The sequence below is a fragment of the Ruegeria sp. AM9 genome, from assembly GCF_056540565.1.
On sequence record NZ_JBQFWY010000013.1, the window covers coordinates 27,772 to 48,175 of the forward strand.

General features: G+C 59.9%; 21 protein-coding genes, 1 tRNA gene and 1 pseudogene. 19 read left to right on the top strand and 4 right to left on the bottom strand.

From position 1 onward, the window contains the following. The first annotated feature begins 42 nt into the window (after positions 1-42). Positions 43-2,331 (top strand): annotated as a pseudogene (locus tag ACR0DO_RS17035) (glycosyl hydrolase family 28-related protein). A 45-nt stretch (positions 2,332-2,376) separates the two neighbouring features. Here the strand turns inward: ACR0DO_RS17035 and ACR0DO_RS17040 are convergent. Continuing rightward, positions 2,377-3,060, bottom strand: a complete 684-nt coding sequence (locus tag ACR0DO_RS17040) for a hypothetical protein (RefSeq protein WP_480560565.1) — start codon at positions 3,058-3,060, stop codon at positions 2,377-2,379. Positions 3,061-3,184: 124 nt separating this feature from the next. On the opposite strand from ACR0DO_RS17040, the gene ACR0DO_RS17045 reads away from it, so the two are divergent. Together ACR0DO_RS17045 and ACR0DO_RS17050 are read left to right on the top strand one after the other, a co-directional pair. Continuing rightward, positions 3,185-3,511, top strand: coding sequence for an antibiotic biosynthesis monooxygenase family protein (locus ACR0DO_RS17045; protein WP_170327094.1), 327 nt, complete (start codon positions 3,185-3,187; stop codon positions 3,509-3,511). 65 nt (positions 3,512-3,576) lie between these two features. Then, positions 3,577-3,984: a universal stress protein gene (locus tag ACR0DO_RS17050; protein WP_170445940.1), complete on the top strand. Its 408-nt coding sequence runs from the start codon at positions 3,577-3,579 to the stop codon at positions 3,982-3,984. Here the strand turns inward: ACR0DO_RS17050 and ACR0DO_RS17055 are convergent. Beyond that, complete coding sequence (locus tag ACR0DO_RS17055; protein WP_480560567.1) at positions 3,969-4,472, bottom strand: HugZ family pyridoxamine 5'-phosphate oxidase; 504 nt, start codon at positions 4,470-4,472, stop codon at positions 3,969-3,971. The two genes, ACR0DO_RS17050 and ACR0DO_RS17055, sit on opposite strands and share 16 nt — an antisense overlap. 125 nt (positions 4,473-4,597) lie before the next feature. Between ACR0DO_RS17055 and ACR0DO_RS17060 the strand changes: the two genes are divergently transcribed. From ACR0DO_RS17060 to ACR0DO_RS17070, 3 genes are all read left to right on the top strand, one after another. Next, on the top strand, positions 4,598-5,020 hold the full coding sequence (locus tag ACR0DO_RS17060; RefSeq protein ID WP_480560569.1) for an excalibur calcium-binding domain-containing protein: 423 nt from the start codon (positions 4,598-4,600) through the stop codon (positions 5,018-5,020). A gap of 109 nt (positions 5,021-5,129) precedes the next feature. Continuing rightward, a complete protein-coding gene (locus tag ACR0DO_RS17065; protein ID WP_170445934.1) occupies positions 5,130-5,423 on the top strand; it encodes a hypothetical protein in 294 nt (97 codons plus the stop codon). Between the two features lie 39 nt (positions 5,424-5,462). Further along, positions 5,463-5,816, top strand: a complete 354-nt coding sequence (locus ACR0DO_RS17070; protein ID WP_480560571.1) for an MmcQ/YjbR family DNA-binding protein — start codon at positions 5,463-5,465, stop codon at positions 5,814-5,816. On the opposite strand, the gene ACR0DO_RS17075 is transcribed toward ACR0DO_RS17070, so the two are convergent. After that, positions 5,813-6,520, bottom strand: a complete 708-nt coding sequence (locus tag ACR0DO_RS17075; protein WP_480560573.1) for an ORF6N domain-containing protein — start codon at positions 6,518-6,520, stop codon at positions 5,813-5,815. The two genes, ACR0DO_RS17070 and ACR0DO_RS17075, sit on opposite strands and share 4 nt — an antisense overlap. Before the next feature lie 279 nt (positions 6,521-6,799). On the opposite strand from ACR0DO_RS17075, the gene ACR0DO_RS17080 reads away from it, so the two are divergent. Next, positions 6,800-7,357: a lysozyme gene (locus ACR0DO_RS17080; RefSeq protein ID WP_480560575.1), complete on the top strand. Its 558-nt coding sequence runs from the start codon at positions 6,800-6,802 to the stop codon at positions 7,355-7,357. Between the two features lies 1 nt (position 7,358). On the opposite strand, the gene uvrB is transcribed toward ACR0DO_RS17080, so the two are convergent. Next, complete coding sequence (uvrB, locus tag ACR0DO_RS17085; RefSeq protein ID WP_480560577.1) at positions 7,359-9,551, bottom strand: excinuclease ABC subunit UvrB; 2,193 nt, start codon at positions 9,549-9,551, stop codon at positions 7,359-7,361. A gap of 153 nt (positions 9,552-9,704) precedes the next feature. Between uvrB and ACR0DO_RS17090 the strand changes: the two genes are divergently transcribed. The 12 genes from ACR0DO_RS17090 to ACR0DO_RS17145 all read left to right on the top strand — a co-directional run bounded on the left by ACR0DO_RS17090 (position 9,705) and on the right by ACR0DO_RS17145 (position 20,402). Then, positions 9,705-10,016: an ETC complex I subunit gene (locus tag ACR0DO_RS17090; RefSeq protein ID WP_480560579.1), complete on the top strand. Its 312-nt coding sequence runs from the start codon at positions 9,705-9,707 to the stop codon at positions 10,014-10,016. A gap of 2 nt (positions 10,017-10,018) precedes the next feature. After that, the gene (locus ACR0DO_RS17095) at positions 10,019-10,495 is read left to right on the top strand and encodes a GNAT family N-acetyltransferase (protein WP_480560581.1); all 477 of its coding nucleotides are present in this window, start codon (positions 10,019-10,021) and stop codon (positions 10,493-10,495) included. A 21-nt stretch (positions 10,496-10,516) separates the two neighbouring features. Further along, positions 10,517-10,593, top strand: a tRNA-Arg gene (locus tag ACR0DO_RS17100). Between the two features lie 130 nt (positions 10,594-10,723). Then, a complete protein-coding gene (gene iolG / locus ACR0DO_RS17105) occupies positions 10,724-11,737 on the top strand; it encodes an inositol 2-dehydrogenase (protein WP_480560583.1) in 1,014 nt (337 codons plus the stop codon). Positions 11,738-11,859: 122 nt separating this feature from the next. Next, complete coding sequence (locus ACR0DO_RS17110) at positions 11,860-12,780, top strand: sugar ABC transporter substrate-binding protein (protein ID WP_480560585.1); 921 nt, start codon at positions 11,860-11,862, stop codon at positions 12,778-12,780. 65 nt (positions 12,781-12,845) lie between these two features. Beyond that, positions 12,846-13,952 (top strand): ABC transporter permease, encoded by a 1,107-nt coding sequence (locus ACR0DO_RS17115; protein ID WP_480560587.1) that lies wholly within the window; start codon positions 12,846-12,848, stop codon positions 13,950-13,952. Between the two features lies 1 nt (position 13,953). Then, positions 13,954-14,772 carry an ATP-binding cassette domain-containing protein gene (locus ACR0DO_RS17120; RefSeq protein ID WP_170673408.1) on the top strand — a complete coding sequence of 273 codons (819 nt, stop codon included), beginning with the start codon at positions 13,954-13,956 and terminating at the stop codon, positions 14,770-14,772. An 88-nt stretch (positions 14,773-14,860) separates the two neighbouring features. After that, complete coding sequence (gene iolD, locus ACR0DO_RS17125; RefSeq protein WP_480560589.1) at positions 14,861-16,693, top strand: 3D-(3,5/4)-trihydroxycyclohexane-1,2-dione acylhydrolase (decyclizing); 1,833 nt, start codon at positions 14,861-14,863, stop codon at positions 16,691-16,693. Further along, on the top strand, positions 16,690-17,586 hold the full coding sequence (gene iolE, locus ACR0DO_RS17130) for a myo-inosose-2 dehydratase (protein WP_480560591.1): 897 nt from the start codon (positions 16,690-16,692) through the stop codon (positions 17,584-17,586). Before iolD ends, iolE begins: the two co-directional genes overlap by 4 nt. Before the next feature lie 27 nt (positions 17,587-17,613). After that, positions 17,614-18,795 carry a phytanoyl-CoA dioxygenase family protein gene (locus tag ACR0DO_RS17135; RefSeq protein ID WP_480560593.1) on the top strand — a complete coding sequence of 394 codons (1,182 nt, stop codon included), beginning with the start codon at positions 17,614-17,616 and terminating at the stop codon, positions 18,793-18,795. Between the two features lie 45 nt (positions 18,796-18,840). Continuing rightward, entirely contained in the window at positions 18,841-19,647 is an 807-nt protein-coding gene (iolB, locus tag ACR0DO_RS17140) for a 5-deoxy-glucuronate isomerase (protein ID WP_480560595.1), read from the top strand. Beyond that, positions 19,644-20,402, top strand: a complete 759-nt coding sequence (locus tag ACR0DO_RS17145; RefSeq protein WP_480560597.1) for an SDR family NAD(P)-dependent oxidoreductase — start codon at positions 19,644-19,646, stop codon at positions 20,400-20,402. The genes iolB and ACR0DO_RS17145 overlap by 4 nt, the downstream gene beginning before the upstream one ends. The last annotated feature ends 2 nt before the right edge of the window (positions 20,403-20,404 follow it).

The window sequence follows — 20,404 nt, forward strand, 5'->3', positions numbered from 1 at the left end:
GCGTGGCGGGTCGCCGCCAGCGCGATTGGGAAAGGGATTTCTATGAATAAGGCAATCACCGACGGCATCGTGTTCATGCCGCCTGCATTCGCAAACGGTCTGAATGTGTGGTCCAGCGGCGACGGCACACCTGGCTCGCCCACCTATGACGGGTCGGGCACCGGTGCGTTTGTCCCGGCCGATGCGGATTTCGGCGGCTGCCTTGAAATCCTGAAGGTCAGCGCCACCCAACGTCTGCGCTATATGGGCCAAACGCCGCTATTGCCGGGGTGCTACCTGCAGATCAAGGCGCGGGTCAAAGCGATCAGCGGCCCGCTGCCCGAAGTGCGCATCGCCGGTTGGGCTGGTGGTGCCGGGGACGTGCAGGTCACCGGCGTGGCTGAACAGGGCCCGGCGACGCAGCTGTCGGGCTATGGCACGGTGCATGAGATCACCGCCATTGTCGGCACCGGCCAGCGCCCCGGCGTGGATATGCCCTGGGGTGTTCAGGCGCTTTACGGGCATTTCGGGCTGGATATCGATGGTGCAAACGGGGCCGTCATCCGGGTCGACGATATCGAGATCACGGATATCACCGGGGTGTTCCTGCGCAACCTGATCAGCCTTGTCGACGTACGCGATTTCGGAGCTATCGGCGACGGCGTCGCGGACGACTCGGTGGCCTTCGAGGCGGCAGATCAGGCTGCGAATGGGCGCACGGTGTTCGTGCCCGAAGGCACCTATCTGTTGGCACAGAACACGTCGATGGCATCCGAGATCGACTTTGAGGGCACGGTCACGATGCCCGACGACAAGATGCTGCTACTGACCAAAAATTTCGACCTGCCGACCTATATCAACGCCTTTGGCAATGAAACGCTGGCTTTCAAAAAGGCGTTTCAGGCATTGCTGAACAACTCGGATCATGAATCGCTTGATCTGGGGGGGCGTAAGATTTCGGTCAGTGAACCCATCGACATGGCCGCCGCGGTGCCGAACCGGCAAAGCGGTTTCTCGACGCGCTGTGTAATCCGCAATGGCCAGTTCGACGTCCAGAACAGCTCTGCCTGGGATACCGAAACCTTCACCTCGGTCGCGACCTACAACCCGAACGATCCCACCCGCCTGATCAACGTGGCCAACGTAGCCAATATTCCGGTTGGCGCACTGGTACAGGGCAGCGGGGTCGGGCGTGAAATCTAAGTCCGTTCCAAGAACGAGGGTGCGGGTGAGATCACGCTGAACGCACCGTTGTTTGATGCGGCCGGCACGCAGACCTTCACCTTTCAATCTTTCAAGTACCTGCTGGATTTCAGCGGCTTCAGCACGCTGCGCAAATTCGGCATGGAAGAGGTCGAGTTCCAGTGCAATGGCCGCAGCAGCGCGATCCGTCTGGCCCCCTCGGGCAGCACTTTCGCGGTGGCGAACAGTTTCATCAGCCGTCCCAAGGATCGAGGTATCACCTCGATCGGAACGGGGTGTCAAGGGATGCTGATCGACAATTGCCAGTTCCTGTCCACCGAAGAATCCTTCAATGTGCAGGATCGAAAATCGATCGCTCTGAACTCTACCGCCAATGACGTCAAACTGCGCCACAACCGGGCGGTGCGGTTCCGGCACTTTGCCGTTTTGGGCGGCACCAACAACATGATCCTGGGCAATCACTTCTTCCAGGGCGACAGCATTCCGCAAGGTGTCCGCAGCGCCGGTCTGGTCATGATCGGCACCTATAACAGCTCGACCATCTCAGGGAACTATGTTGACAACTGCTCGATCCAGTGGACCAACGAACGGGATGCAAATCCCGTTTACGCCGCCGGGTATTCGTTCAGTTCGATGGCCATCACCGACAATATCTTCTACTCCAGCGAAGTTGCGTCCTGGTTCACCTATCTTGTCATTCGGCCCTATGGTGCGGGGCATTTCCTGAATGGTGTCATCGTGACCGGGAACAAGTTCCGTTCATCAAGTGGCAATATCACCCGGGTGGAACGGGTGGACACCACCTATGCCGATCTGAACAAATACGCGCACCGGGGTGTGACGTTCGAGAACAATACCGTTCACGGGGTGGACCAGAAAGTGTCGAACCCTCTGCGGGTCAGGTATGCACAAGGTTCCGCATCGCAAGCCTGGACCGTCCAGACTTCGGGTCGGCTGCCGTTTGGCGGTCTTGCCCGCAGCTGTGATGCGGTCACGGTTTTGGGACCTTTGAGAACAACTTTCGGATCGCTGACCTTTGCCAACCCTTATGTCGAGCTGGAGCAGGGCGTATCGAATGACGCGATCAACCTGCGTTGGCCCGAGGCTCTGAGCGGTGAGGTTTCCGCGACCGTGCGAATGGAGCGCTGATATTTCGGCTGGCCGTCCCGTTGCGGGGCGGCCAGTTCGCGGCCTTCAAAACTCATTCCAAATCGCCAATTTCAACCCCGTATCGCTGCGCGCGTCATCGCGTTCAAGGCCCAGCACCCACGTGGCCGAACTGTTCCTAGTCCGGATCATGACCGAGGGGCGGGCTCTCCAATACAATGAATGATCCGGGGTATAGGCTGTCTCAATCTGTATCAGCGGGTTCAGCAAGCGGTCCCCGGACAGGCCTGCGGTGATATCCAGTTTGCGGTATAGGGCATCATGCGTGCGCAATTCCAAAGCGGTATCGATAGCCACCCAGCCATTCCCCCAGCCGGTCTGGAACCCATTGCCATAAGAGAGGGTCAGCTTATACATGGCCCAGGCGTCCCGGTGCCGATGATGGGCGCCCGCCCCGATCTCGGCCGCAAAACGTCCCCATTTGTCGAAATCGGCAACCGGAAGCCGCGCAAACATTAGTGCGTGGCCGTAAAGGTCTCGGTTCTCCTCGAAATCCAGCCCGATTGTCAGGTTCGGTCGGTATCCGAATTCCGCATAAAGCCCGGTTTTATAGTCATAAGAACCGCCGGGGTCCTTGAACGCGGTTACTGAGGCCGCGGTGAAGGCCGAGCCCTTTTCCCGCAGCCATGCCCCCGACCACGCCGGTACCGCAGCAAGCAACAGAGACAAAAGAAGGACGATCCGGCACATGCGCGCAGAATCCGTCAGCATGGTTAACGGATGGTTAGTAATTTGTTCATTTTTTGAAAACCGACAAAGAGGTCTCACCCGCAAAGGAAACAAGAGACCTTTGCAATTCCTGTGTTAAGCTTGTGAAACGATAAGGAGAATCCAGATGCCGAAGATTTCCAAGAGCGCGAGCGTCCAGACAGTTATCACCACCTTTGAAATGACGCCGGGCACCTGCCACGATCTGTTGGAGGCGCTGACCGACGCCTATGCCGAGTTCATCTCGAAACAGCCGGGTTTCGTGTCGGCAGGGCTGCATGTGAACGATGCCCAGACCCGGATTGCCAATTATTCACAATGGGAACGCCGCGAGGATTTTCTGGCCATGCTGCGCACTCCGGAAATGCGCGACCGCAACCGCAAGATCAACGAGCTGTGCAAGAGCTTTGAGCCGGTGATGTATGACGTGGCCGAAACTTTTGGCAGCTCCTGATTTGGATCAAAGCCTTAACACCCAAATTCGCTCAAGGTGGGTGTAGGAAAGCGGAGGTGCGCGCCATGTATCGCAACATTCTTGTTCCCATTTCTTTCGATGCCGAACGGGATATTTCCGGCCCGTTGAAATTGGCCGGGATTTTGTCGGCACCGGACGCCCAGGTGACCTTGCTGCATGTGGTCGAGCACATCCCGAACTATGCAATTTCGTACATGCCGCCCGAATACCTGACCGAAGCCCGCAGGGCGATCCAGACCGAACTGGACGAGTTGGCAGCGAAACTGCCCAACGCGGTGGGCGTGGTGATCGAAGGGCATTCCGGGCGCACCATTCTGGACTGGGCGGAATCCCATAAACCGGACCTGATCATCATGGCATCGCATCGGCCGGGGATGCAGGATCTTCTGCTGGGCTCAACTGCGAACCATGTGGTTCGCCACGCCGCCTGCGCGGTTCACGTGGTGCGCTGACCGGGTGTAAGATCGGCCGGGGCAAGGCGCCACGCCTTGCCAAAGCCACCGTTCAGCAAAGCATCTGAAGTCTCGAACCGGACAAAGCCGAAATCGGTGAAATCGACATAAAGCTTCGCTTTTGGGCGCAAGGCCAAGTACCGCGCGCGCAGGTGGCCGTGCTCTGCGCTGTCACGCGCGACGAACCGGGCCTCGGCGTGCAGGGTCAAACGCGGGTGGGTCAGCGGATCACCGGTCTCGCCCGGCTCTCCGATCAACAGCGCGCAGGCCGGATTGGCGTGCAAAGCCCGCGTATGATCCGCCAAGGTCGAGATCAGGGTCACCAGACCGCCAGCCTCATCCGTTGCCAGTGAGATACGCGACACCGAAGGCACCGCCTTACCTGGCTGCAAAGTGGCGAGGGCGCCAAAGGTTGCACCCTCGATCAGGTCGCGGGCCAAACCGCGGGCCGTGTCATCGACCGGGCGAAAAGGGTTGGCTTCAGCCATGGCTTATATGTCCCAGAGTGTCTGCAACGGGCCAAACATAGCTGCTTCACCGGCCCGGCGCGAGGCCTTGATGCCGGTTGTGCCTGGGCCTCGGTTTCGCCACAAATCCGGGTTAGGGGAAGGATATGCCAGACAACATGCTCAAGCCCGAAACGGAACTGAAAACGCCTAAGGTATCGAGGCGCCAGAAACGCGCGGACGCCTTGCGCAAACGCGCCCTGTCTCCGGTTCGGATATTGATCATGGTTCTCATGCTGCCATTGACGATCCTGAGTATTGTCGTGGCTGTTTACCTGCGCACATCCGACTTTGAGCGCGAACAGGCCCTGATCCATTTGATTGCCCTGGCGGGGTGTGACGCGGTTGAAACGGTCGTGCCGGGGCCGTTCTTGGCTGGAGGGCCGGGATACCACCCGCGTAACGATCCCGATGGCGATGGCGTTGCCTGCGAAACCATCGCGCCCACCCCGGTTTCCGGCGCGGTCCCGCAGCAGACCGGCATGCGCCCATCCCGGACGGTCGGAACCGCCAAGTTCGTGCGGCCCTGATTGGCCCTTGCGCGGGTTCTGCGCGATTCACCGATGCTGTGTTACACTGCGCCGGACGTGCCGCTTAGGGCCGTCTTTGGGGGATTTCGCCCTGAAAGGGAGGAAAGAAATGTTTGCACGTATTACTCAGTTCAAAATGAAGCCCGGCATGCGGGATGCCGCCGAGGCGAAAATGAATGAGCTTAAAGATCAGATTATGGGCATGAACGGGATGCACAGCTTTACCAATGCCATGAACGAGGACGGCACCGGTTACGTTGTTGCGGTTGTCGAAAGTGAGGAGACATCGAACGCGAACGCGCCCAAAGTGGCCGAGTTGTGGGGGAATTTCGCGGAATTCCTCGAAGGCCCGCCATCCCCTGCCGGGTTTGACGTGGTCGTTCACTGGGATAAAGCCCTTTAAACGCTTGCATATTTCCGGGTGATCGCCGAGGTTCGGGCGATGACCCGCGACGAATTCAACACCTTCTGCGCCAGCCTCAAAGCCACCAGTCATGTGGTGCAATGGGGCAATGCGGATGTGTGGAAAGTGGGCGGCAAGGTCTTTGCGATCTGCGGCTGGAACGATGGCAAGGACGCCTTCACCTTCAAGGCCACCGATCTGGCGTTTGAGGTGCTGGGCGATGAACCCGGCATCCGCCCAGCGCCCTATCTGGCGTCGCGCGGGATGAAATGGCTGCAGGTCTATGAAGAACGCGGCATGTCCGACGCCTCACTACGCGAACATATCATGACGTCTTATGATCTGGTTTTGGCCAAGCTGACAAAGAAGATGCGGGCCGAGTTGGGTGTTTAACCCTTCATCGCCTGCAGCAGCTCCAGCAGGCCTTTGCGGTCGTCATCATCGGCATAATCTCCGCTCGCCAGACGCTGGGCGATGTTCAGGCGCAGGCGTTCGTGCTGAGTGCGGACCTCTTCGCCTGCGGTTTCCGCCAGGGTCTTCATGATCACCGCCACCGCCTGTTGCCGTTTGGTGGTGGGGTTGGCGATGTAGTCGACAAGGCTCTGCTGGCCCGAGTCCAGAATGTTCTCGGCCAGATCACGCAACTGCTCACCATTGGGCAGCAGCGGGGTGGGGGCGTCCTCGGGTGGCAGGATTTCCGGCACGCTGCGCGGGGTCTCGGCCAGCGCGTTTGCGCCATCGACAAAGGCCTCGGTGATCATTCGGGTGATCCTGATCGCGCGCGGGTCCTTGAACAGGGCCGAGGCGATGGCCACGCCGTAATCGGTATAGACCCAAGGATTGACCCGCCGCCCGCCGCGGCCTTTGGGTTTTGAGATCACATTCTGTGATTGCAAATCGGCGACCTCGGCATCGGTTAGCTGAAAGCGGTAGCCTTCGAACAGGTCCTTGTTGCGTGACACGGCCTGATTGAACGCGCTGACGGATTTTCCATAGAACTGCGCCAGATCCTCGGCCAGCACCACGCGGGCGCCCCGCACCCGGTGAATGGCGCTTTGGACCTCATGTGCGCTGGGCAGTTTCTTGGGGTTCGTCATGGCAACCGTTTGGAATCACAATTTGTGATTTCAAAGGTGAAGGAGGACGCGCCGGGCTGCAAGGTTGAAGTGCGGGTGGCCAGGCATCATCGACCGCAACCGAGCAGGAATGATGGCATCTTCTGTCACTAAATCGGTGCAGACGAGTGCAAGCATTCATCCGGTGCGCGCGCTTCCGAAAAGCTCAAACTTTGATGCAATACCCGAATATGCGCCCTCATTTTTTTTAAACGCTCATTCTATGATATTATAATGCCTCCTCTTCTTTGGGAGATTGTTATGACCAATTTGATTACCCCAAATGTCGCCGCAGAACTCATTTCACACGAAGGTATAGTCAGAGAAGCCTACCGGGACTCTGTCGGGGTCTGGACCTGGAGTATTGGTATTACCTCCTCTTCGGGTCACAAAGTTTGGCCGCGATACGTTGATAACCCGCAATCACTCAAAAGGTGTTTTGAGGTGTTTGAGTGGGTGGTTCGAAACAATTACTTACCTGCCGTGCAGCAAGCATTCGCCGGGCACTCACTGACCGAAGCGCAGCTGGGGGCGGCTTTGTCTTTTCACTACAATACAGGCGGCATAAAAAAGGCGACCTGGGTCAAGAAATGGAAAGCCGGAGATGTCTCCGGTGCAAAAAAAGCGATCATGAACTGGAAGAAACCAGAGGAAATAATCCCTCGGCGCAAGAAGGAGCAGGCACTGTTTTTCGATGGTGTCTGGTCCAACAACGGCACGGGAACCGAGTATAAAGTTCGAAAGCCATCGTATTTGCCAGACTGGTCCAGCGCCACCAGCGTTTCGACGAAAGCCATACTCGATGATCTCTTTGGTTAATTCAGTGACCTTTCTTTCGCCGCTTCACATTCCCGCCGCGCTGCCCCGGCCTGCCGGCCGTTGACCGCCCGCGCGATTTCACCGCGTCTTCCGAGGCTTTCTCGACCGCCCATTGCCGCGCCATGGGGTCGTCGGCCACCGCCAGATCGACCGCTTCCAGACGTTTGATTTCATCCCGGATATTGGCGGCCTCTTCGAATTCCAGGTTTTCGGCGGCCTTGCGCATCTGCTCGCGCAACCCGTCCAGATGGGCCTCGAGGTTGGCGCCGTGCATCGGTTTGTCGATGGTGGCGGTGACGCGGTTCATGTCGACATCGCCTTCGTAAAGACCGGCCAGAACGTCCTCGACATTCTTCTTCACCGTCTCGGGGGTGATGCCGTGTTCCTCGTTATAGGCGAGCTGCTTGGCGCGGCGGCGGTTGGTTTCCTCCAGCGCGCGTTCCATGCTGCCGGTGATCTTGTCGGCATACATGATCACGCGGCCATCCGCGTTCCGCGCGGCGCGGCCGATGGTCTGGATCAGCGAGGTTTCCGAGCGCAGGAAACCTTCCTTGTCCGCGTCCAGAATAGCGACCAGCCCGCATTCGGGGATGTCGAGCCCTTCGCGCAGAAGGTTGATGCCGACCAGCACGTCGAACGCGCCTAGTCGCAGATCGCGCAGGATTTCGATCCGTTCCAGCGTGTCGATATCCGAGTGCATGTAGCGGACCTTGATGCCCTGTTCGTGCAGGTATTCGGTCAGGTCCTCGGCCATGCGTTTGGTTAGTGTCGTGACCAGCGTGCGGAAACCGTTGGCGGCGACCTTGCGCACCTCGTCCAGCAGGTCGTCCACCTGCATCGAGACAGGGCGGATTTCGACCTCGGGGTCCAAGAGGCCCGTGGGGCGGATCACCTGTTCGGTGAAAACGCCGCCGGTCTGTTCGATCTCCCACTTCGCAGGCGTGGCCGAGACAAAGACGGATTGCGGGCGCATGGCGTCCCACTCCTCGAACTTGAGGGGGCGGTTGTCCATGCAGGACGGCAGGCGGAACCCGTGTTCGGCCAGTGTGAATTTGCGGCGGTAGTCGCCCCGGTACATGCCGCCGATCTGCGGGACAGAGACGTGGGATTCGTCGGCGAAGACGATCGCGTTGTCGGGGATAAACTCGAACAAGGTCGGAGGCGGTTCGCCCGGCGCGCGGCCTGTGAGGTAGCGCGAATAGTTCTCGATCCCGTTGCAGACGCCGGTGGCCTCAAGCATTTCCAGATCGAAATTGGTGCGCTGTTCAAGGCGCTGCGCCTCCAGCAGTTTGCCCTCACCGACCAGTTGGTCCAGCCGGATGCGCAGTTCTTTCTTAATTCCGATGATCGCCTGCTGCATCGTTGGCTTCGGCGTCACATAGTGCGAGTTCGCATAGACCCGAATCTGCTCCATCGTATCGGTTTTCTCACCGGTCAACGGGTCGAATTCGGTGATCTGTTCTAGCTCTTCGCCGAAGAAGGACAGCTTCCACGCGCGGTCCTCAAGGTGGGCGGGCCAGATTTCGAGGCTGTCACCCCGCACCCGGAAGGACCCGCGCTGAAACGCCTGATCGTTGCGGCGGTATTGCTGGGCGACCAGATCGGCCATCACCTGCCGCTGGTCGTATTCGCTGCCAACCTTGAGGTCCTGCGTCATCGCGCCATAGGTCTCGACCGAGCCGATGCCGTAGATGCACGAAACCGAGGCCACGATAATCACATCGTCCCGCTCCAACAGCGCGCGGGTGGCTGAATGGCGCATCCGGTCAATCTGTTCGTTGATCTGGGATTCTTTCTCGATATAGGTGTCGCTGCGCGGCACATAGGCCTCGGGCTGGTAATAGTCGTAGTAGGACACGAAATACTCGACCGAGTTTTCGGGAAAGAAGCCTTTGAATTCTCCGTATAGCTGCGCCGCCAATGTCTTGTTGGGGGCCAGAATGATGGCGGGGCGCTGGGTTTCCTCGATCACCTTGGCCATGGTGAACGTCTTGCCCGTCCCGGTCGCACCCAGCAGAACCTGATCGCGCTCGCCGTCTGACACGCCTCCGGCCAGTTCCTTGATCGCGGTTGGCTGGTCGCCTGCCGGGTTGAAGTCGGTATGCATCACGAATTGCTTGCCGCCTTCCAGTTTCAGGCGGGCGCGGACGTCGTCGGCGGTCAGCTGTGTCTTGTCGGAATGAGCGTAAGCCATCAGGGGAGATTCCTTTCGCGCCTGATTTTGATCTGTTTTTGTTCTTGTTCAAGGGGGCATTTCCAAACCCTTGAATTGCGACAATTGCGGACTTGTCCATGCCGCGCGTCTGGCGCATAAACATGCCCAGCCAAGTGAGTACGGAGAGGCGACATGCGCGCACGGATTTACCAGCCTGCAAGGAATGCGATGACCTCGGGGATGGCCAAGACCCGCAAGTGGATTCTGGAATATGCCCCTGCCTCGTCGCGCGAGGTTGATCCGCTGATGGGCTGGACCTCGTCGAACGACACGCAGACCCAGGTGCGGCTGAAGTTCGACACCAAGGAAGAGGCGCTGGATTACGCCAAGGACAACGGGATCGACGCGCAGGTCAGCGAGCCGCACAAGCGTAAACCCAATTTGCGCGCCCGTGGCTATGGCGAAAACTTCGCCACCGACCGGCGCGCGCCCTGGACCCACTGAATTTGATCGACATCCGCGAGGCTGATCCGACCTCGGACGCGCTGCGCCCGGTGGTCGAGGCGCATTTTGCCCATAGCGAAACCGCTGGCCCCGCGGAAAGCAACCACACAATGGATGCCAAGGCGCTGGCCGGGCCGGGGATTCGATTCTGGGCCATGTATGACGCGGGTCAGCCTGTCGGGTGTGGTGCGCTCAAGGCGCTGCCGGATGGCACGGCCGAGGTGAAATCGGTGCATATTCTGGAGCAGGCGCGCGGGCGTGGTCTGGCGCGCAAGATGATGATCCATCTGGCGGATCTGGCCCGATCCGAGGAGATTTCAGCCTTGGTTCTGGAAACCGGCGCGGCGCATCTGCCGGAATATGACGCGGCCCGCAAACTCTATGAGGCGCTGGGATATTCCTATTGTGGGCCAATCTACGGATACGCGGTCGACCCAAACAGCGCATTCATGCGCTTGGGTCTTGAACCCCGCCCGTAAAAACCGCAAGAAGGGCGCAGCGGTCCCGTAGCTCAACTGGATAGAGCAGCTGACTTCTAATCAGCAGGTTGAGGGTTCGAGTCCTTCCGGGATCGCCAGTTACCTTTTTCACAGCCCGCCACGACACCGCGCAATTTTGCGCTGTGGCATCGTCGCGTCCAAAAAAATATTGCAACCGGTTGCAAAAAGAAACATTGTATCGCCAAATTGGAGATTCGGGAGAACCGTATGCTGAGAATCGGATTGCTTGGCGCCGGGCGCATTGGCCGGGTACATGCACAGGCCATTGCCGCGCATCCTCAAAGTCAGCTTTGCGCGGTTTCCGACGCGATTTCCGATGCGGCTGAAAGCCTTGCTGCGGAGCAGGGGGCAACGGTCCGCGAGTCCCACGACATCATCGCCGACCTGTCTATCGATGCGGTGCTGATCGCGACGCCGACGGATACCCATTCTGACCTGATCGAGGCCGCCACGCAGGCCGGCAAGGCGGTTCTGTGCGAAAAACCCGTTGACCTCAGCCTTGAGCGCGCGCTGGCGTGTCAGGCGGTTGCAGCGGAAACCGGCCAGCCGGTCATGGTCGGTTTCAACCGCCGGTTTGACCCCAGTTTCTCGACCCTGAAGTCGGCCGCCGACAATGGTGAGATCGGTACGACCGAGATGCTGTCGATCACCTCTTTCGACCCGGCCCCGCCGCCGATCAGTTATGTCAAGGTTTCCGGCGGTCTGTTCCGGGACATGATGATCCATGATTTCGACATGGCGAATTACCTGATGGGCCAGTTGCCCGAACGGATTACCGCCGTTGGCTCCTCGATCGTCGACCCCGAGATCGGGCGTGCAGGGGATGTGGATACCGCTGTGGTCACAATGACTTATACCGATGGCAAAATCGTGGTGATCAAGAATTCGCGGCGGGCCGTATACGGCTACGACCAGCGGATCGAGATGCTGGGCTCTGGCGGGTTGCTGCAAGCCCATAACGTTCTGGAAAACGCCGTTGTCAAATCGACCGCCGATGGTGTCACCGGCGCCAAGCCGACTTATTTTTTCCTGGAACGCTACATGCCCGCCTATCGCGCGGAATGGGATGCGTTTGTTCAGGCCGTGCTGACCGGATCATCGATGCCGGTGACGCTGGAGGATGGCGTTGCCGCGCTGGCAATGGCCGAGGCCGCGACCCGTTCGGCGCAGACCGGGCAACCGGTCGCAATGGCTGACGTTTTGAAACCGGTTGCAAAATGAGCTGATATCCGGAAACTGGAGGCAGCTCCGCCAAAGCCCGGAGCGGAAGAGATTCGGTCAATCCGAATGATTGGGGCTGACGCCCCGGCATAAGACAGACTGTTTTTATGGGAGGAAACCAAATGAACAAGTTCGTTAAAGGCGCGCTGGCTGCCGGTGCTCTGGCCTTGGCCGCACCTGCATTTGCACAGGAAATCGTGGTTGTGTCGCACGGTCAGGCGAATGACGCGTTCTGGAACGTCGTCAAGAACGGCGTCGAACAGGCGGGCAAGGATGTCGGCGTCAACGTGGAATACCGCGCGCCCGAAACTTTCGACATGGTGGCCATGTCGCAGCTGATCGACGCCGCCGTCAACCAGGAGCCTGACGGGTTGATCGTTTCGATCCCCGACGCGGACGCGCTTGGCCCGTCGATCGAACGCGCGGTTGCGGCCGGTATCCCGGTGATCTCGATCAACTCGGGCGCCGAAGTTGCAAAAGACCTGGGTGCCCTGCTGCATGTCGGTCAGGATGAGTATGATGCTGGCAAGGCCGCAGGCGAAGCGCTGGCGTCGATGGGCGGCAGCAACGCGATCTGTGTGAACCACGAAGTGGGCAACGTGTCGCTGGACCTGCGCTGCGAGGGCTTTGCCGAGGGCTTTGGCGGCAATGTCACCGTTCTGCCGACCTCGAACGATCCATCCGAGATCGAATCGAAAGTGGCCGCTGCGCTGGCCGCAGATGAAAGCGTCGACACCGTCATGGCGCTGGGTGCCAGCTCGGCGGGTGAGCCTGCCGTTGCGGCTTCCAAGGCCTCGGGGCGGGACGTGAACGTTGCCTCTTTCGACCTGTCGGCCAACTTCCTGCAGTCGGTTGTTGATGGCGATGCTGCCTTTGCCATCGATCAGCAGCAATACCTGCAGGGCTATTTGGCGGTGAACTTCATGGGTCTGCACGCCAAATACGGTCTGATGCCGGGCGGCGATGTACCCTCGGGTCCGAACCTGGTGACCGCCGAAAAGGCTGGTCAAGTGATCGAACTGTCGTCGCAGGGCATCCGCTAAGCCTACCGGACTCTGACAATAGAAGCGGCGCCATCGCGCCGTTTCCATCGAATTGGGAGGAAAACATGAGCCAGTCAGCGCCCGTCGCAGCCGACGAAAGGGTCAAGAACGAACCGTTTCTGACCAAGTTAATGAAACGCCCGGAACTTGGCGCCATGGCCGGTGTCATTCTGGTGTTCATCTTCTTCGCGATCACCGCCGACAGCTCGATGTTCACCCTGGCTGGGGTGATGAACTTCATGACGCCTGCGGCCCAGTTGGGTATCCTGGCCATCGGCGCGGCATTGCTGATGATTGGCGGGGAATTCGACCTATCGATCGGTTCGATGGTGGCCTTTTCCGGCTTGTTCTTCGGTGTCTGCGTGGTCACCTGGCAGCTGCCGCTGATTGCCGCGATCCCGATGACGTTTGTTTTTGCGGCCATGGTCGGCGCGATCAACGGCAATATCGTGATCCGCTCGGGCCTGCCGTCCTTTATCGTGACGCTGGCGTTTCTGTTCATCCTGCGGGGGTTGTCTCTGGTCGGGTTGAAAATGGCCACCGGAGGGTCGACCCAGCTGCGCGGTGTGCGTGACGCGACCGAAAATGATTGGTTGGCGCCGTTCTTCTCGGGCGAGGCATTTGGCAGCCTGTTTAGCTGGATGGCCGCCAATGGCATTGTTGACACATTCAAAAGCGGTGCGCCAAAAGTGCCGGGAATCCCGGTTGAAATCCTGTGGTTCATCGTGATGGCGCTGGCCGCGACCTATGTGCTGCTGCGCACCCCGGCGGGGAACTGGATTTTCGCGTCGGGTGGCGACAAGACTGCGGCGTCCAACTCGGGTGTGCCGGTGAACCGCGTGAAGGTTTCGCTGTTCATGCTGACGGCCTGCTGCGCCGCTTTGGTGGCGATCATCACCGTGATGGACGCGGGTTCGACCGATGCGCGCCGCGGCTTCCAGAAGGAATTCGAGGCGATCATCGCGGCCGTGATCGGGGGCTGTCTGCTGACCGGCGGCTATGGCTCGGCCATCGGGGCGTTCTTCGGCTCGATCATCTTTGGCATGGTTGTCATCGGCCTGACCTATACCGACTTTGATCAGGACTGGTTCCAGGTCTTTCTGGGCGCCATGCTGCTGATCGCCGTTCTGTTCAACAACGCGATCCGCAAACGCGTAACCGGGGAGCGCTGATATGACCGAAGATACCAAGTTCCACCACGGCGATGCGACCGATGCGGCGCCTATCGTTGAAATGAAAGACATCGAAAAGCACTTTGGCAACATCATCGCTCTGGCCGGTGTCAGCTTTGACGTCAAACCGGGTGAGTGTCATTGCTTGCTGGGCGATAACGGTGCGGGCAAGTCAACCTTCATCAAGACCATGTCCGGGGTGCACAAACCCACAAAGGGCGAGATCTATTTCGAAGGCAAACCACTGCATTTCGACACCCCACGTGATGCGATGGAGGCGGGCATTGCGACCGTTTTCCAGGACCTTGCGATGATCCCGCTGATGAGCGTGACGCGCAACTTTTTCATGGGGCGCGAGCCGACCAAGGGGAAGGGGTTGCTGAAACGCTTTGACGTGGACACCGCCAACGACGTCTGCATGGAAGAGATGCGCAAGATGGGCATCAACCTGCGCGGGCCGGATCAGGCCGTCGGCACGCTTTCCGGTGGCGAGCGGCAGACCGTCGCGATTGCGCGCGCGGTTTATTTTGGTGCCAAAATCCTGATCCTGGACGAACCGACCTCGGCTCTGGGTGTGCGCCAGACGTCGAATGTTCTGGCGACCATTGACCGAGTACGCAGTCAGGGCGTGGGCGTTGTCTTCATCAGCCACAACGTGCGCCATGCACTGGCGGTGGGTGACCGGTTTACAGTACTGAACCGGGGCAAGACATTGGGGACTGCGAAACGCGGCGAGATCACGCCTGAACAGTTGCAGGACCTCATGGCCGGCGGTCAGGAAATGGCCGAGCTGGAGGGCTCGCTGGGTGGAACGGTTTAACACCGTTCCCCCTTTTTCGGGTCCGGGTGGCCCAACCTAACGAAATTGCGGAATTGGCCAAAACGGCCTTGTGTTGAAAGGGATCACAATGGGCAAGACAGTCCGACTGACCGCAGCGCAAGCTTTGGTGCGCTATCTGGGCGCGCAGATGAACGAGGCCGGAGAGCCGTTCATCGCAGGTGTCTGGGCCATTTTTGGCCATGGCAACGTAGCAGGGCTGGGTGAGGCATTGCACGCTGTCAAAGACAGCCTGCCGACCTATCGTGGCCATAACGAACAAACGATGGCGCATTGCGCGATTGCCTATGCCAAGCAGATGCGCCGCACGCGGGCGATGGCTGTAACGTCTTCGATCGGGCCGGGGGCCACGAACATGGTCACGGCGGCGGCGCTGGCGCATGTGAACCGCCTGCCGGTTCTGTTCCTGCCGGGTGATGTGTTTGCGACCCGCGGTCCCGACCCGGTGTTGCAGCAGATCGAAAGCTTTGGTGACGGCACGATCAGCGCCAACGATTGCTTCAAGCCGGTCAGCCGTTACTTTGACCGCATTTCCCGGCCCGAACACCTGCTGACTGCTTTGCCGCGCGCCTTCCGCACGATGACCGACCCGGCAGATTGCGGACCGGTGACGCTGGCCTTCTGTCAGGACGTGCAGGCCGAGGCCTATGACTATCCAGAAAGCTTCTTTGAGCCGCGCGTCTGGTATCAGCGCCGTATCCGCGCGGATGAGGGCGAGCTGGCCCGCGCGGTGGCCGCGATCCAGGCGGCCAAGCGCCCGGTCATCGTCGCCGGGGGTGGGGTGCACTATTCGGGCGCAACCGATGCGCTGCAGAGCTTTGTCGAAACGCACAACATCCCGATTACCGAGACACAGGCCGGCAAGTCCGCGCTGGCCTGGGATCATCCGTTGAACCTTGGTCCCATCGGCGTCACTGGCGGTGAACCGGCCAACGACGTCTGTGCCGAGGCCGATCTGGTGCTGGGCGTCGGTACGCGCTTTCAGGATTTCACCACCGGCTCATGGGGGCTGTTTTCGAACCCCGAGCGTGAGATGATCAGCCTGAATACCGCTGCCTATGATGCCGAGAAACACGGTGCCATGCCGCTGCAAGCCGATGCCCGCGTCGGGCTCGAGGAGTTGGGGACTGCCCTGCAGGGATATCGTGCGGACCCTGTGGCCGATACGTTGAAGGCCGATTGGTTCGGCAAGGTCGACACGCTGACCGATGCACCGGGCGATGGCAATGCGCTGCCCACCGATATGCAGGTGATCGGCGCGGTGCAGCGCGCCTCGCATGACGATACGGTGGTGATGTGCGCGGCAGGCACCATGCCCGGTGAACTGCACAAACTGTGGAAAGCGCCGCGCCCTGATGCCTATCACATGGAATACGGCTTTAGTTGCATGGGATATGAGATCGCGGGCGCCATGGGCATCAAGATGGCTCAGCCGGATCGTGATGTGATCTGCTTTACCGGCGATGGCACCTACATGATGGCGAATTCGGAAATGGCCTCGGCGGCGATGATGGGGATTTCGTTCACCGTGGTGATCACCGACAACCGGGGCTTTGGGTGTATCAATCGCCTGCAGATGGGAACCGGCGGGGCCGAGTTTAACAACCTGCTGGATCATGCAGTTCACGAAACGCCCTCGGCCATCGACTTCGCAGCCCATGCGGCGGCGATGGGCGCGACATCGGTCAAGGTCAGCTCGATTGCCGAGCTTGAAGATGCTCTGGCTAAGCGCGGCGACATCAAGGGGCCGTACGTGGTGGTCATCGACACCGATCCCTACCCGTCCACCGAATACGGCGGCACGTGGTGGGAAGTGGCCGTGCCCGAGGTCAGCATCCGCCCCGAAGTGAATGAAAAACGCGCGGCCTATGAGGTTGCACTCAGGGAAAGAAACACCAAATGAGCGTGAAAATCGGGATCTCTCCGATCGCATGGCAGAATGACGATCTGCCGGATCTGACGGCGGCCTATACCATGGAGCAGGCGCTGAAAGAGGCGCGGCAGATTGGCTATATCGGCGTTGAACGCGGCCAGCGGATGCCTGGCGACACCGAAGGTCTGCGCGCCTATCTGGACGGCAACGATATCGCGCTCTGCGGCGGCTGGTGTTCGGGCAACACGCTGGTGAATGACTTCGCGACCGAGCGTGAGTCTGTCCGCGCGCAGGTCGAGCAGTTCGCAGCGTTGAACAGCCCCTGCATCGTCTATGCCGAGTGCTCGAACACCGTGCAGGGTCAGATCGGAACGCCGGTCAATGACCGCCCCAAACTGTCCAAGGATCAGGTTCTGGCCTATGCGACCAAGCTGACCGAGCTGGCGAAATGGATGGCCGATCAGGGTATGTCGATGGCCTATCACCACCACATGGGCACGATCATCGAAAGCGAGGATGACGTGAACTGGCTGATGGAAGGATCGGGCTCCGAGGTGAAGCTGTGTTTCGACACCGGCCACCTGCTGTTTGGTGGCGGCGATGTCATGGCGACCCTGAACCGCTGGGGCGACCGGGTGCATCACGTGCATTTCAAGGATATCCGCCCGTCCATCGTGCAGGACACGCGCGAGAACAATCGCAGCTTTCTGGATGCGGTGATCGCCGGGGCCTTTACCGTGCCCAGCGATGGCTGCATCGATTTTCAGGCGGTCGCCAATGCGCTCAAGGCGATGGGCTATGAGGGCTGGATCGTGGTCGAGGCCGAACAGGACCCGGCCAAGGCGCCACCCTATGAGTATTCAAAGATGGGATATGATCACATCGTGGATGTTTGCGCGCAGGCGGGGTTGGAAATCGTCTAAGGCGGGGTTCGCAGAAGAGGTGGAAGCATGAGCGACAGGGTACGTCAATCCTTTGGGTTCTTTGGTCCCGAGTCCGTCAATCTCGAAACTTTCAAGAGGTTGACCGAGTCCACTGTTTCTACCGAGCACATGCCTTTCGCCGCGGGCATCGAAAAACATGTACCGATCTATGATGTGGCTGCGCTGGGTCCGGTTCTTGCGGACCCGGAAAAACGACTTGACCTGTTGTCCGAGTGGGCGCTGGTTCTTGGACGATTGGCGGGTGTGATCGTCCTGAGAGGGGCGTATCCGGAGAGTTCGATAATCGACCGGGCCACCGAAGTGTTCCGTCAGATCATTGACGAAGAACGTCAAAGCGATTCGGGCGAGGGCGATCACTTCGCTGCCTCGGGTGCGAATGACCGGATTTGGAATGCGCTGCAAAAGCAATGCCTGCGCGACCCGGAAGGCTTTGCGCTGTATTTTGGGAACACCGCGATTGCGGCCGCCTGCGAGGCATGGCTGGGCCCGAACTATCAGATGACCGCGCAGGTCAATCAGGTGCGTCCGGGGGGTAAAGCGCAGCAGGCGCATAGGGACTACCATCTGGGTTTCCAAAGCGCCGATAGCGCAGCCCGGTATCCCGCTCATGCCCATCACCTGACCGCTGCGCTGACCCTGCAGGGGGCAGTTGCCCATTGCGACATGCCGGTGGAAAGCGGCCCGACCAAGCTGCTGCCGTTCTCGCAGCTCTACCCGCCGGGCTATCTGGCCTTTCACGATCCCGCGCATCGGGACCATTTCGAGGACAATTTCATCCAACTGCCGCTGGCAAAAGGCGATGCCATATTCTTCAATCCCGCACTATTCCATGCTGCTGGTGAAAACAGCAGCGCCGATATCGACCGTATGGCAAATCTGCTGCAAATCTCGTCGGCCTTCGGGCGCGCGATGGAGGCGGTGGATCGTCGCGCCATGTCGCAGGCGGTGTTCCCCCAACTGATCGCGCTGAAACAGCATGGCGACCTGACCCAGTCAGAATTGGATGCGGCGATTGCGGCCACCGCCGAAGGCTATCCCTTCCCGACCAATCTGGATACGGACCCTCCGATCGCGGGCAATGCGCCGGAAAGTCAGGCGGACATCCTGCGCCGGGCGGTCACTGACGGCTGGGCAGAGGTGCAGCTGGCCGAGGCGCTCTCGGCGCTACAGGCAAGGCAAGCTGCCTGAATCAATTAAGGGTGCACCAAATGCACCCATCAAGGAGACGACACAATGGCAGACCTGCTCAGGAAACCGTTCGGAACTCGCGGCAAGGTCCACGACATCACTCCAGCCAGTGCAGGGTGGCGCTATGTCGGTTTCGGCCTCTATCACCTGCGTGCGGGGGACAAAGCCGCCGAGGCGACTGGTGACCGTGAAGTCATTCTGGTCATGGTCGAAGGCAAGGCGCAGATCAGCGGGGCCGGGCAGGATTGGGGTGTTCTGGGCGACCGGATGAATGTGTTCGAAAAGACACCGCCGCATTGCCTGTACCTGCCGAACGGAACTGAATGGGAAGCCGTCGCCGAAACCGATTGCGTCATCGCGGTGTGCTCGGCCCCCGGCAAAGGCGGGCATCAGGCGCGGCGCATCGGTCCCGACGGCATCACCCTCACCGAGCGCGGCAAGGGCGTGAACACGCGCTACATCAACAACATCGCGATGGAGGCCGAGGACTATGCAGATAGCCTGCTGGTGACCGAGGTGTTCACCCCGAACGGCCACTGGTCGTCTTATCCCAGCCACCGCCATGACGAGGACGACTATCCCCGGATCACCTATCTGGAGGAGACCTATTATCATCGCCTCAACCCGGCCAACGGGTTCGGTATACAGCGGGTCTATACCGATGACGGCCAGTTAGACGAGACGATGGCCGTGTCCGATGGCGATGTTGTGACAGTCCCGCGCGGTCATCATCCTTGCGGTGCGCCCTATGGATTTGAGATGTATTATCTGAACGTCATGGCCGGGCCTCTGCGGAAATGGCGCTTTGTTGCGGCCCCCGAGGTCGCGTGGATCATGGAGCGTGACGGATGACCCAGGACTTTGCCACCTATCCCAGCCTCAACGGTAAGACTGTCATAGTCACCGGCGGGGCAGGGGGTATCGGTGCGGAAACGGTCCGCGCTTTTGCGGCGCAGGGGGCCAAGGTCGGGTTTCTGGATATCAACGCCGACGCCGGGCACGCACTGTTGGCGGATCTGGATGGTGAACACGCCTTTGCCCAATGCGACCTGCGCGATATCGAGGCATTGCGTGAGGCCCTGTACCAGCTATCGGAAGAACTGGGCCCCCCGCATGTTCTGGTCAACAACGCGGCCCATGATGACCGGCACGACTGGCGCGAGGTGACACCCGAGTATTGGGACGAGCGTATGGCGACCAATATCCGCCACATGTTCTTTGCCATCCAGTCCGTCGCGCCTGCGATGATCGAGCGGGGCGGTGGGGCCATCGTCAACCTCGGGTCAAACTCGTGGTGGGAGGCCGGCGCGGGCTTTCCGGCCTATGCCACCGCAAAATCGGCTGTGCATGGCCTGACCCGCACCATGGCGCGTGAGTTGGGCGATCACCGCATCCGCGTGAACACGGTGGTGCCCGGCTGGATCATGACCGAGCGTCAGAAGGACCTCTGGGTCACGCCCGAGGCGCTGGCCAAACAGGTCAACCGCCAATGCCTGCCCGACCCGATTGACCCGGTCTACGTGGCGCGGATGGTAGTGTTTCTGGCCTCGGATGATGCCGCCATGTGCAGTGCGGGAAATTTTATGGTCGAAGGCGGGTCGATCTAAGG